Source organism: Borreliella burgdorferi B31, assembly GCF_000008685.2.
Classification (GTDB): Bacteria; Spirochaetota; Spirochaetia; order Borreliales; family Borreliaceae; genus Borreliella; species Borreliella burgdorferi.
In genome coordinates, this window is sequence record NC_001318.1 from 693,532 (window position 1) to 705,543 (window position 12,012).

General features: G+C 27.5%; 14 protein-coding genes. 9 read left to right on the forward strand and 5 right to left on the reverse strand.

The window, feature by feature from the left end:
• Positions 1 to 22 precede the first annotated feature (22 nt).
• Positions 23 to 1,165, forward strand: coding sequence for a hypothetical protein (locus BB_RS03315; RefSeq protein ID WP_002656938.1), 1,143 nt, complete (start codon positions 23 to 25; stop codon positions 1,163 to 1,165).
• Here BB_RS03315 and BB_RS03320 read toward each other — a convergent pair.
• Entirely contained in the window at positions 1,162 to 1,992 is an 831-nt protein-coding gene (locus BB_RS03320; protein WP_002657369.1) for a DnaJ domain-containing protein, read from the reverse strand. The two genes, BB_RS03315 and BB_RS03320, sit on opposite strands and share 4 nt — an antisense overlap.
• Before the next feature lie 107 nt (positions 1,993 to 2,099).
• On the opposite strand from BB_RS03320, the gene psgB reads away from it, so the two are divergent.
• A complete protein-coding gene (psgB, locus tag BB_RS03325) occupies positions 2,100 to 3,233 on the forward strand; it encodes a HemN-related non-iron pseudo-SAM protein PsgB (protein ID WP_010889790.1) in 1,134 nt (377 codons plus the stop codon).
• Here the strand turns inward: psgB and rpiA are convergent.
• Positions 3,220 to 3,906: a ribose 5-phosphate isomerase A gene (rpiA, locus tag BB_RS03330; RefSeq protein ID WP_002663487.1), complete on the reverse strand. Its 687-nt coding sequence runs from the start codon at positions 3,904 to 3,906 to the stop codon at positions 3,220 to 3,222. The two genes, psgB and rpiA, sit on opposite strands and share 14 nt — an antisense overlap.
• 148 nt (positions 3,907 to 4,054) lie before the next feature.
• Between rpiA and gpmA the strand changes: the two genes are divergently transcribed.
• Positions 4,055 to 4,801 carry a 2,3-diphosphoglycerate-dependent phosphoglycerate mutase gene (gpmA, locus tag BB_RS03335; RefSeq protein WP_002657375.1) on the forward strand — a complete coding sequence of 249 codons (747 nt, stop codon included), beginning with the start codon at positions 4,055 to 4,057 and terminating at the stop codon, positions 4,799 to 4,801.
• Between the two features lie 67 nt (positions 4,802 to 4,868).
• On the opposite strand, the gene lysS is transcribed toward gpmA, so the two are convergent.
• Entirely contained in the window at positions 4,869 to 6,434 is a 1,566-nt protein-coding gene (gene lysS / locus BB_RS03340; RefSeq protein WP_002663481.1) for a lysine--tRNA ligase, read from the reverse strand.
• A gap of 86 nt (positions 6,435 to 6,520) precedes the next feature.
• Positions 6,521 to 7,393: a GTPase Era gene (era, locus tag BB_RS03345; RefSeq protein ID WP_002657380.1), complete on the reverse strand. Its 873-nt coding sequence runs from the start codon at positions 7,391 to 7,393 to the stop codon at positions 6,521 to 6,523.
• 104 nt (positions 7,394 to 7,497) lie between these two features.
• Between era and BB_RS03350 the strand changes: the two genes are divergently transcribed.
• The 3 genes from BB_RS03350 to BB_RS03360 are packed head-to-tail and all read left to right on the forward strand — an operon-like array spanning position 7,498 to position 8,743.
• On the forward strand, positions 7,498 to 7,854 hold the full coding sequence (locus BB_RS03350) for a hypothetical protein (protein WP_002663478.1): 357 nt from the start codon (positions 7,498 to 7,500) through the stop codon (positions 7,852 to 7,854).
• Positions 7,855 to 7,863: 9 nt separating this feature from the next.
• Complete coding sequence (locus tag BB_RS03355) at positions 7,864 to 8,274, forward strand: hypothetical protein (protein ID WP_010889791.1); 411 nt, start codon at positions 7,864 to 7,866, stop codon at positions 8,272 to 8,274.
• A gap of 19 nt (positions 8,275 to 8,293) precedes the next feature.
• Entirely contained in the window at positions 8,294 to 8,743 is a 450-nt protein-coding gene (locus tag BB_RS03360) for a DUF192 domain-containing protein (RefSeq protein WP_010889792.1), read from the forward strand.
• 8 nt (positions 8,744 to 8,751) lie between these two features.
• Here the strand turns inward: BB_RS03360 and BB_RS03365 are convergent, their stop codons facing one another.
• The gene (locus BB_RS03365) at positions 8,752 to 9,420 is read right to left on the reverse strand and encodes a lipoprotein (protein WP_002661205.1); all 669 of its coding nucleotides are present in this window, start codon (positions 9,418 to 9,420) and stop codon (positions 8,752 to 8,754) included.
• Positions 9,421 to 9,477: 57 nt separating this feature from the next.
• Here BB_RS03365 and BB_RS03370 point away from each other — a divergent pair, with 57 nt between their 5' ends.
• Genes BB_RS03370 through BB_RS03380 form a run of 3 tightly spaced genes read left to right on the forward strand, consistent with a single transcriptional unit; the run spans position 9,478 to position 11,969 of the window.
• Positions 9,478 to 10,437, forward strand: a complete 960-nt coding sequence (locus BB_RS03370; protein ID WP_002655993.1) for a glycosyltransferase family protein — start codon at positions 9,478 to 9,480, stop codon at positions 10,435 to 10,437.
• Positions 10,430 to 11,428: an N-acetylmuramoyl-L-alanine amidase gene (locus BB_RS03375; protein WP_010889793.1), complete on the forward strand. Its 999-nt coding sequence runs from the start codon at positions 10,430 to 10,432 to the stop codon at positions 11,426 to 11,428. Before BB_RS03370 ends, BB_RS03375 begins: the two co-directional genes overlap by 8 nt.
• A complete protein-coding gene (locus BB_RS03380; RefSeq protein WP_002657394.1) occupies positions 11,418 to 11,969 on the forward strand; it encodes a GerMN domain-containing protein in 552 nt (183 codons plus the stop codon). The genes BB_RS03375 and BB_RS03380 overlap by 11 nt, the downstream gene beginning before the upstream one ends.
• Positions 11,970 to 12,012: the final 43 nt, after the last annotated feature.

The following is a 12,012-nucleotide window of genomic DNA, read 5'->3' on the forward strand; positions in this document are numbered from 1 at the left end:
TTAAATAAGATGATATTGTGGCATGAAGTTTTTTGATTTTGGTTCATTAGGATTTTATAGATTTTTTGATTTTCAAAAATATCTTAATTTTAGCATTTTTAGGTATAGTTTAATAAATTATTATTCTTATCGAGAACAGTCAAGCCTTATTAACGATGCTAATTTGCTAAAAGATAAACTTTTGTTTTTGGATAAGATTTATAGGGATTTTAATCCCAGTATCAATAAATCTTGGGGTGCCAATAAAGCTATTTTTTTAGATACTTTACTTATTATTAAAAATTTGATAAGAAAATATCATCCTAATTCCCAATTTTTAGACATTCATGAAGATGAATTGTTAGAAGATGTTTCCTGTTTTAATAAATTTTTAGACAAGCTTAAATATTTAAATTTTAGAGTAGATCTTAAACAAAAAATTGAAAATTTTGAAAAAAAGAGCAAGGCTCCATTTTCTTGCATAAGAATTGCCACATTTTTTATTCAAGAAGAATTTTTAGATCGACTTAGTAATTCATTGGATTTTTTTTCCAATGAGGCCAATAGTAATAATTTAGATGTAATTAATAAAGAAATTAATGATTATTATGAAAAAGTAGAGCAAATTAAAAAAAGTAGCAATATTAAAGAAACTCATAAAAAATTTATTATAGATCACACAAAAGAGAGAATTGATAAAATTATGAAAGATCATAGTCTTGACATTTCTAAACTACTTATAAAAATTGCTTTGCTTGAAATTACAATTCAATGTTTTGATAGCTATTATTTAAATTTATTAGAAATTTTACAAATTCTTTTATCTATTAATAATATAATTGAGATTGGTTTAAACGAATTACCGGATGCTATTTTTAATGAGTGGAATGAGCTTATTTATTTGCGAAGAAAAGAGTTTCAAAAATTTGTTTTAATCTCCGATTATGTTTTCCAAAAAAGGATTGTATCTACTATAAATTCTGGAAATTGGAAATTTGCTTTTTTTACTCTTGCTCCCAGACAAGGGGATGTTTTTCAGTTTTCAGTGGATATTGCTAAAAATTTTGATAATATTGAGGATGGAATCAAAGAATATGAATCTAAAATAAATAAATTTAATGAATATAGGTCGGGTTGGGAGGCAAATTTAAAAAATTTTGGTCATTTATTTTCAGAAACACTTTAGCTGTATATCTCTTTTAATCTTTCGTAAATAGTTTTTACTTCATTATTTATTATTTTTGGAATTTTTACTATCAAAGTGACTTTAAGATCCCTTTTTGAGCTGCTTCCAATTATAGGCATCCCCAATCCTTTTAAGTTTAGAATTTCTCCATTTTTTGCATCTGATGGGATTTTAAGTTTTATTTTTTTCCCTTCAATTGTTTCAAATAGCTTTTCGCAACCCAAAGCTATTTCCCAGGGGTAAACTTCTATTGTTGTTTCTAAGGTTTTTCCATTCAGTTTAAAATTTTTATAACTTGATATATTAAATTTGACTATTAAGCTTCCTTTTATTCCAGAAATTGGATTAATGGGACCTTTGTTGTTTATTTTTATTGTAGTTGTTTCTAATGTTCCTTTTGGAATTATTACCTCGATTTTTTTGTTGTTTATAAGTATTATTTTTTTACTTCCCATATAAGCATCATAAAGTGAAATATTTATAATTATTTCTCTGTCTGCTGTTTTTCTTGAGGATCCGCCAAAGATTTTGGAAAAAAAATCTAAATCTTCAAAATTGCCAAATCTTGTGCTGCTAAATTCTCTTTCAAAATGGTCGTTGTTGCCATTAAAATTTGTGTTACCCAAAGAGTCATAATTTCTTTTTTTATCAGGAGAAGATAAAATTTCATAAGCCTCATTTATTTCTTTAAACTTTTCTTCAGCTATTTTGTTTCCCTTGTTTTTGTCTGGGTGATATTTTATTGCCAATTTTTTGTAAGCTTTTTTTATTTCCTCATTACTAGCATTTTTTTGTATTCCAAGTATATTGTAGTAGTCTTTGGTCATTAAAAAATCTCCTTCAATCTACCTTATTTATTGTATTTTTTAAATATATTTTAATATTTATACTTTATATATGTTATAATTAAACCTAAATTTTTAAAAGACCAATTATGAGAGTAGATCTTTTACCTCTTGTCGAGTTAAGTCTTTATATTAATTTGTCATTTTGTTGTAAAGATTTTAGCATTTTTAATAGAATTTTAGAGGAATTAAAATGTCATTTAATCTTGCTGGGTCATCCAATTATAAAAACACTTTACATTAAGCACGTAGATTTTTGTTTATCTAGGCAAGATAATTTAAAATTTATTTTCACTTCTTTGTCCAAGTATATTAATTTGGAGTTATTAGAAGAATTTACTTTAGAAATTATTCCGGGTTATGTTGATTTTGAAAAATTCAAACTTTTGGATGAATTTTGTATTACTAGAATTAATCTTAATGTTCAAAGTTTTTCTTTAGAGTTTAGAAAGATTGTGGGGATACCCGAAATTTCTTATAAAAAATTGAATATTTTGATTAACAATATTAGAAAGTTTCCTTTTGATTTGAATATTGACATGACTGTCAATATGCCTTTGCAAAAAAAATCTCATCTCAAGCGAGATTTGAAAGAATTGCTTTCATATATGCCTGAGCATATTTGTTTTAGCGATTTTATATGTGAAGAGGAAGGCTTTGTCTTGAGAGATTTTGATAACAGTATTGATTCGGAAAAACTGTGGTTTTGTGCTCTGGAGTGTCTAGAATCCAATGGCTACATTAATTATGAAATTACTAATTTTGCATTAAAGGGGCATGAGAGCAGGCACAATAAGCTAAATTGGGAGTTAAAGCCGCATTTAGGATTAGGATTGTATGCTGTAAGTTTGCTTTTTTGTAATGACAAGAATAATAATGTAAGAGCTTTGATTAGAAAAACTGGTAGTTTTGTCAAAGCAAATAATCACTTAGTAACGTTTGAATTGTTAGAGGATTTGGAGTTTTTTGTTTATCATTTTATTCAAGGGCTTGGAACCATTCAAGGTGTCAGCTTGAGGGCTCTTAGGCTTAGATTTGAGTATAATGAAAAACAATTTTTTCAGTTTATTAATTACTGCTCAACTTTAAGTAAAAAGTTTGTTTTTGATGATAATATTATGCTATTAAAAGGGAGAGAAAGGTTTAAGTTAAATTTTTATTTAGTAAAAATTATAAACCATTTTAATGATAACTTTTTTAAAGTTAAGCTTAGGCTTCCTTGATTTGTTTGTCTTGGTAATAAACTATTCTTGTGTTTTTATGGTTGAATATTCCAATCTCAAGTATACCTGGAAATAGTTTGAAGTATTTTTCTGTTCCTTCAGGATTTTCCACATGCATTTTTACATCTAAGATATAATTATTGTTATCAGTTATAGTGGGGCCTTTCTTTTCTTTACAAATTCTCAAGGTTGCCTCTAAATTCATTTCTTCAAGTCTAGTCATAATAAATCCAACAGCATTTTGGGCAACTTCTATGGGAATAGGCATTTTTGTTCCTAATTTTTTAACAATTTTGGTTTCATCTGCTATTATTAGCAATGTTTCTGAATTGTAGGCTATTACTTTCTCCATTAGATGAGCACCCCCCATTCCCTTTATTAAGCTTTTTTTTTCTAATAAAATTTCATCAGCTCCATCAATTGCAATGTCTAGATTTTTATTAAGTTTTGAAAAATTTGATTCATAAGGAATTTGTTCTTTTGAGAGTAAATATTTTGTATCACTACTTGTTGTGTAGAATTTTAAATTTTTTAAGCTACCCGATTTTATCTTTTCGCTTAGATATTTTATTGCATAATAAATAGTTGTACCTGTTCCGATTCCAAGGTTCATATTGCTTTTGATATAGTGATCAATTGCATGTTTTGCTACCAAAATTTTTTGATTTTCCATAAATTCTTTTCCTTGCTTGATAAACTTAAAGCTTAATGTATTTTAAAGTATATCATTATTTAATTACTAAGGTTTAAATCTTGACTAGATTTTATGCTAATTTATAATTATTAGTATTGGTAAATAAAATAATATGCTAGGAGATTTTATGTATAAATTAGTTTTAGTAAGACACGGAGAGAGTGAGTGGAATAAAGAAAATCTTTTTACTGGTTGGACAGATGTTAAACTTTCTGACAAGGGTATCGATGAGGCTGTTGAGGCGGGTTTGCTTCTCAAACAAGAAGGCTATTCTTTTGATATTGCTTTTAGTTCTTTGTTGTCAAGAGCTAATGACACTTTAAATATTATTTTGCGAGAATTAGGGCAATCTTATATTAGTGTAAAAAAAACCTGGAGATTAAATGAAAGGCACTATGGAGCTTTGCAAGGTTTAAATAAGTCAGAAACAGCTGCAAAATATGGGGAAGATAAGGTTTTAATTTGGAGACGTAGTTATGATGTGCCCCCAATGTCTTTGGATGAGTCTGATGATCGTCATCCCATAAAAGATCCAAGATATAAACATATCCCCAAAAGGGAACTTCCTTCAACAGAGTGCCTTAAAGATACTGTTGCAAGAGTTATTCCTTATTGGACTGATGAGATTGCAAAAGAAGTTCTTGAAGGTAAAAAAGTTATTGTTGCTGCTCACGGTAATTCTTTAAGAGCGCTTGTTAAATATTTTGACAATTTAAGTGAAGAAGATGTTTTAAAGCTTAACATTCCCACAGGCATTCCTTTAGTTTACGAATTAGATAAAGATTTAAATCCCATTAAACATTACTATCTAGGTGATGAGAGCAAAATTAAAAAGGCAATGGAATCTGTTGCTAGTCAAGGAAAGTTAAAGTAACGATTTATTTGTATTAAAGTGTAAATAAGTCATATAATTATGACTTATTTTTTATTAATTTTAAGGCTTAAACGTATTTGCTTGTAATCTTTTCAAAGCGATCAATACCAATTATTTTGATAAATCCAGCTAATTTGGGCCCTTTTTCTTTGTCAATTAAAATTTTATAAATTTGTTTAAAAAATAAAGCAGGTTCTATATTATTTTCTCTTGAAATTTTATATATTTCGTTTTGAATGTCTTGTTCTGTGGCAACTTCAAAATTTTTCTTTAAAAAATCCAAAAGTTCATTAATTGCTTTTTTGCTATTTTCTTCTAGTATTTCCATATTATCAAATTTAGATCTTAATGAAAATTTGAAATCTTCGGGTGCAAAATCTCTTATCCAATTAATTGCGCAATTTATTTTATTTATTAGTTTGTCTTTTTGATCTTCTTGAACGTTTTTCAAGTAATTTAAAATTTTATTTATATTATTTTCAAATATTTGACTGATTACACTTAAATGTCTGAATCCGACCTGATAAGGGATTCTTTTGCTTGGCATGTATGGTTGAGATAGTTCGTAAATTCTTTTAAATGCTCTTTTTTTTTCTTCTTTTACATCTTCTACTCCATAGTAGATTCTCTCAAATTTGTCGTAATCTTCGTATATTTTAATTACATCAAGATCAAATGAGATTGAAAATTCAGTATTTGGTTTAGTAGCAGCAAATAAAAACCTTGTGACTTCGGGTGTATAGACCTCAAGAACATCTTTGAGCGATATGACATCTCCCGATGAGGAGGATATTTTTCCACCACGTCCTTTTATTGAAATAAAGTCATATTGAAATGTTACAGGAGGGCTACCTTGAAAAATTTTTACAATATTTTTAGATGTATCAAAACTGCCGCCACTGCTGTGGTGGTCTTTTCCTGCAGGCTCAAAGTCAACTTTTTCATATTTCCATCTCATAGGCCAATCTATTCTCCAAGGAAGTTTAATGGCCCATGTGGTTCTTATGTCTAGAGATTCTTGATTTCCACATTCACATGAATACTCAACAGAGTAATGATTGTCATAATTATTTACAGTTGTTGTGTCTCTATTGCATTTTGTACAAAATACACTGATTGGATACCAATTTTCTTCAAGCTTTGAGGTTCTGTATTCGTTTAATGCTTCAGACAGTTCTTTTTTATGATCAAGTGCAAATTTTATTTGGCTTGCATAAGCGTTGCTGGTATATTGTTTGCTTTGGTCGATGAATTCAGGATTGATCCCAACTACAGGCAGATATTTTTCAAATTCAATTTCATTAGCCCTTGCATAACTTGTTTTGTGGCTTCTTGTGTCAGGGACCCTTGTTATTGCTTGTCTTAAATAAGTTGTAAGAAGTTCTTGTTCTGGCATATTTTTGGGAACTTTTCGAAATACGTCGTAATTATCCCAAGAATAAATAAACCTTACTTTTGATCCAGAGTCTCTTAGTGCTCTTGCTACAAGGTCTACCGAAATAACTTCTCTAAAATTGCCAATGTGCACAGTTCCAGATGGAGTAATTCCCGATGCTACTGTGTATAAGTTTTTTGGACCTTTTTCTTTTTTTATTTTTTCTGCGTAAAAATCTGCCCAGTGTGCTGTTTTCACATTTTATTCCTAATTTAAATTTAGGTAAATTTTAGCATTTTGTTTTTCAAGTTTCAAGAATTTAAAAAAATGCAGTTTAATGTTTGTTAATTTATAAGTCTTTTTATTAGCTTATCTTCTTTGTTCCAATTTTTTTTAAGTTTTACCTGTAAGAATAGGTTGCATTTTGTTTCAAAAATTTTTGCAATTGTTTTTCTTGCCCTTTCTCCTATTGATTTTATTTCTTTTCCGTTTTTTCCTACAATTATTCCTTTTTGACTTTCATTGGCTACAAAAATATTTGCTCTGATAAAAAGACTTCCTTTTTTATTTTCTAAGGTATCAATATCCACATACAAAGAATAGGGGAGTTCTTCTTTTAGGTTTTCAATAGCTTTTTCCCTTATTATTTCACTAATTCTAAAATTTATTTCTTGATCGGTGTAGTATTCTTGTGGATAATAAAGTGGGCCTTCTGAAAAATTTTCATAAATTTTATTTTTTAGTTCTTCTGTGTTAATTTTTTTTTCAGCAGATATTTTAATTATATTACTATCTTCTATTCCTTTTTCTTTTAGAAATTGCGTTATTTCTTTTATTTTTGTGTTTTTAAGGTCAATTTTATTAAGTATTACTAAAAATTTAATTTTAGAGTTTTTAATTATTTCTAACATTTTATTTTCTTCTTCTCCAGGTTTGTCTTGAATGTCTATTATGTATAAAATGAGTTCAACTTCTCCTATTGAAGAGTGGATATTTTTCATCATTGCAATATTAAACTTTTTTTTACTCAGATGAAATCCCGGTGTGTCTATAAAAATAATTTGTCCTCTGTCGTCCGTAAAGATTCCTTTTATATTATTTCTAGTTGTTTGCGGAATAGGGGATATTATTGATATTTTATGTCCGCATATTGAATTTAAAAGGGTAGATTTTCCAGTTGATGGTCTACCAAGTATTGCTGCAAATCCCGATTTCATGTTTTAGTATTCCTTAAATATGTAATATTCATATATTTTTTATTATAATTAATTATATAGTATTTTAAATACTTATTTTTAAGTAAAATTTGAGGAATTTTCGTTTGGCAAAGGTAAATTTTGAAGTTTTTTGCGAGCAATGTGGCGAAAAAGTTGGACTTAATCGATCTGTTTGTCCCAACTGTGCTGCTAAGCTTGGTGATATCGAATGTCCAAATTGTAGGCATGTAGGTCCAGTTTCTGCTTTTGGAGAAGGTTGTCCTAATTGTCACTACAGTCCTTTTCAAGAACTTAAAGAAAAGCCCTTTAAAAGAAAAGAAAGAGCAAGAATGGTAAGTGATAGAGCAGCTTCTAAGACCTTTGTAAGGCTTTTCCATTTTGGGATTAATATTGATATTTTGCTTTATTTATTTTCAAGTTTTTTATTTGTTATACTTTTTCTTTATATTGTTTATGGCTAAAGGCTTTGTATGGGTATTACAGTTTTTTATTTATTTTCTATTTTTGCATCTTTTGTTCTGGGTTCTAGCATGGATTCTGTTAAAGAGAATGTTCTCAAGAGCACTATTTTTTATTATGATGTTGAAGAAGTTGAATTTCCTTATGCTAGGAAGCAGACTTTACAATTTATTGCTAAAACCCATTTAAAATATGCTGTTTTTAATTTTGACAAAAATAAAATGTTTTCGTACACTTTTGTTTTTGATAAAAAATTAATATCTCAGTATGCAATTTTTATTGAGGTAAAGAAAAAGTTTGGCGAGGCTACACTAGTAACGCCTTTGAATTATTTATGGGATCTTGGTGATTCTATTATTGTTTTAAATAAAAATATTTTAAGAATTACTTTAAAATCTTATATTTCAAATTATAATAAATGATTTTTAATAAGGCTGATAATTGAAAAAAATTTTAAAACGGTTTTTGTTTTTAGTTTTGTCGATGTCTTTTTTATCTTTTGCTGATCATTTTTACGATAAAGAAATTATGATAAATGGGGTTAAGTTTTTTGTAAAAATAGCATCTAATGAGCTTGATAGGGCAAAAGGTTACATGGGTGCTCAAAAAGTTGAATATGGCAATGGAATGCTTTTTGTTTTTAAAAAAGATCAAAATTTGTCTTTTTGGATGGAAAATACACCTTTGCTGCTTGAAATAGCTTATATTGATTCAAGTGGAATTATTAAAGAGATTTATGATTTAGAGCCGTACTCTAGGGCAAATGTTAATTCTCTTTATAAGGTAAGGTATGCTCTTGAGCTTCCAAGGGGCTCATTTTCTAAATTTCAAATAAAAATAGGTGACAAGGTTCATTTTTGCTTTGATGTTAATTCTTTATTAGTAGAATGATTTTGAAATTATTGGGCTTTGATTTCTTGAAGTTCTTCTTCTATTTGATCTTCTTTAAGTTCGTTATTAGATTCTTTTGTTGAATTTGTTTTTTCTTGCTTTAAGGTGGGCTGTTCATTTGATTCATTTGTATTGTTATTTTCTTCATTATTATCAATGTTTTCGTTGTTGGTTGTTATTATTTTTTTGAAAATACTTATTGTTGAGGCAATCTCATCAATTGCATCAAGCAAAAATGTATCATTTGCAAATTCTTCTGCTTTTACAATATATACCAAAGAGTTGATTCCTCTTTCTGCATTATGAATAATCTCCCACGATCCAAATACTCTGTTATTATAACTATCGCTCATAAGCGAGTCAGATATTTCTTTTATTTTTGGTGTGTTTATATCAAATACTTTAACAATTCCAAATATTTCTCTTATCTTTGAATTTTTATATGAGTTTAGTCTTGATCTGATGATTACTTCTTCTTTTTCGTTATTGTTTATATCTTTAAATGCTATAAAGTCATTTTCTGAGTCTATTTTATATTCAATTTTGTTTTTATCTAAAAATTTTTTAATTCTCTTGTCGTACTGTATATTCTTATGATTGCAAGAAATGAGTGCAAAAATGATAATGATCATGCCGTAGAATAATGTATTAATATTCATTATTCTTGCAATTAGCATTGTATTATGTAACATATGATTATTATAATTTAATTATAAGGATTTTAAAAGTAATTTATGCGTCTTCCAGGTAGTGGCTATTCATATACTGTTATTCAATCTAAAAATAATTATTCACAAAAATCTTCTTTTGGAATTTCTTTTGTAATATTAAGCAGAGGAACAAAAATTTTTAGAGAAGATTTGTTTGAATTTTTATCAAATTTTGACTTTATAAGAGAAATAATTTCAATTGAAAAACAGAGCAATAGAAGTTCTTTGCAGTTTATTTCAGAAAGTTATGGTAAGTTAAAATTTATTTTACTTTCTGACGATTTGAATTCTGGGGAAAAGGTTAATTTAGCAATGAAAGAATCCAGCTGTGATTTTGTTTTTGTTTTGCAAAGTGATATGTACTTGTTAAATCCCTTTTGGATTCCAAATATATTCGATGAAATAGTAAAAAAAAATGTTCTTCTTGTTGGTGGGGAGTTTTTTGATAAAGAAGAGGAAATGATTCCTTCAATTTTTCTTCCCAGCATAGATAAAAAGCAAAAGTTTAAGGTAATTTTAGTAAATTCTGAGAAAGACTATGAAAAAACTTTGATTACCATGGATTATTGCGGACTTTATTCTAAAGAGAAATTTTTACAGCTTGGAGGTTTTGACGCAAGAATTCAAAATGAATATTTTCAAAGAATAGATTTTGGACTAAGAGCTATTTATTTTGGGGAGCATGTTTATATTTATAGAAAGCTGAGAATCCAGTATACTGCATTAAATTCGCCAGAAAATTTAACCAAAAGCAAAAGTTTTTTGATTTTTTTGCTTAAGAATTATGTCCCAATTTTTGTTGGAAATGGCGTTGTTTTTTCTTTTTTAAGGTTTTGCAAAATTTGTTTAAAATACAAAATTAATCCTTTTCTCTTCCAAAAAGAGTTTAAGGAGATAAAAGGTGAGATTACTAAAAATAGCTTAAGATTCAAAGGAGACTTAAAGAGTGCCATTGAGCTTTGGGAAAATGATATTATTGATTGATTTGATTTTGTTTTCATATTTAAGCTTGTATTCTAAGACCCCCGATTATTTAAATGTTCTTGATTTTTTTGATACTAATGTTTTTAGGTTTGATTTTAACATTGAAAATGATGTTTTTACAATTGAAAATGATAAGGGATATTTGAAGTTTAGGGTAGGCTTTGAATATGCGCTTACATCTTCTGGTTATTATATGTTTGTAGACCCAATTATTGACATTCGTGGAGAAATTTTAATAAGTCAAAAGGTATTAAAACAAATTGAAAATTATTTTAGTTCTCTTAAAGACTATAATAAACCCAGAATTACTTCAATAATCATTGATCCTGGACATGGCGGGCATGATACTGGTGCTGTTGTGACTTTAAAGATAAATGGTTATGACGTTGTGCTTCAGGAAAAAGATTTTGCATTAACCTATTCTATATATTTGTCTAAAATTTTAAGTAATTATTTTGTAAATAAAAATATTTTGTTAACTCGTATAAATGATGTTTATTTAACTTTAAAAGAACGGTCGGAATTTGCAAATGCAATAAAGCCAAATTTCCCCAATAATGTTATATTTTTATCTATACATGCTAATGATGCTCCAAACGGTGAAGCTAGAGGAGTTGAGTTTTGGTATCTTCCTAAGGATTCAAAAAGAGAAGTTATTAAAGATTTTAAGGGATATGATATTAAAGGTAATAGATACTTAAGCGAGCTTAATGATATACTAGATATTAAATATAAATATGAATCAAAAAGATTGGCTGAAATTTTGTATAAAGTGTTTAAAAATGAGTTAAGCGAAACTAATATTAGGCCAATCAGAAAAGAGCAATGGTTTGTAATAAAAAACAGCAGTATGCCTGCTGTGTTGATTGAAATGGGGTTTTTATCCAATATTTTAGATGCTAAATTAATTTTGGATTATAATTACATGAGCAAGTTTAATATTCTAATACTTAAAGCTTTAATGGAATTTATAAATTTTTATGAAAAATAATATTTCGGATATATTTTTTAAATATAATGTAGTGATTTATAAATTTTTAAATTCAAAAAAAGAGCATATGATTAGGGTGCTTTTGGGGTCTTTGGCAGTAAGCTTTTTGTTTTCTATTTGTATGGTTTTTTTAAATTATGATAATCTTTTTTCAAAAAAGGTTTTTTATTTTCATTCTAGCAAGGGATTTGTTGCTAATTTAAGATATTTAAGAGATGAACAAAATTTGAAAGATAATTTAGATCTTTTAGTAAAAGATTTTCTTTTAGGAAGCAATGAAGGGTTTTCTTTTGGGTTTTTATTAAGTGATTCAAGATTTTTATATTCTTTTTTAAAGAATGGAGTTTATTATGTAAATCTTTCAAGAGAATTTTATGATTCTTTTAATAATGGTGATTATAATGAATCTAATGAATCTTTTGATGTTAAGGTCAATCTTTTTGCTATGTCTTTAATAAAAACAATGCGCTTTAACTATCCTGGTAAGATAAAAAAGATTGTTATTCTTGTTGAAGGGTGTATCTTAAAGGAGCAAAGTTGATAAATTAAATTTTACTAATAAAAATAATTAAAAAACGAAAATT

What these genes read in the sequence shown, in the direction of transcription:
- BB_RS03315 (WP_002656938.1), top strand. Translation starts at nt 23, where the DNA reads ATGAAGTTTTTTGATTTTGGTTCATTAGGATTTTATAGATTTTTTGAT.
- BB_RS03320 (WP_002657369.1), bottom strand. Translation starts at nt 1,992, where the DNA reads ATGACCAAAGACTACTACAATATACTTGGAATACAAAAAAATGCTAGT.
- psgB (WP_010889790.1), top strand. Translation starts at nt 2,100, where the DNA reads ATGAGAGTAGATCTTTTACCTCTTGTCGAGTTAAGTCTTTATATTAAT.
- rpiA (WP_002663487.1), bottom strand. Translation starts at nt 3,906, where the DNA reads ATGGAAAATCAAAAAATTTTGGTAGCAAAACATGCAATTGATCACTAT.
- gpmA (WP_002657375.1), top strand. Translation starts at nt 4,055, where the DNA reads ATGTATAAATTAGTTTTAGTAAGACACGGAGAGAGTGAGTGGAATAAA.
- era (WP_002657380.1), bottom strand. Translation starts at nt 7,393, where the DNA reads ATGAAATCGGGATTTGCAGCAATACTTGGTAGACCATCAACTGGAAAA.
- BB_RS03355 (WP_010889791.1), top strand. Translation starts at nt 7,864, where the DNA reads ATGGGTATTACAGTTTTTTATTTATTTTCTATTTTTGCATCTTTTGTT.
- BB_RS03365 (WP_002661205.1), bottom strand. Translation starts at nt 9,420, where the DNA reads ATGCTAATTGCAAGAATAATGAATATTAATACATTATTCTACGGCATG.
- BB_RS03370 (WP_002655993.1), top strand. Translation starts at nt 9,478, where the DNA reads ATGCGTCTTCCAGGTAGTGGCTATTCATATACTGTTATTCAATCTAAA.
- BB_RS03380 (WP_002657394.1), top strand. Translation starts at nt 11,418, where the DNA reads ATGAAAAATAATATTTCGGATATATTTTTTAAATATAATGTAGTGATT.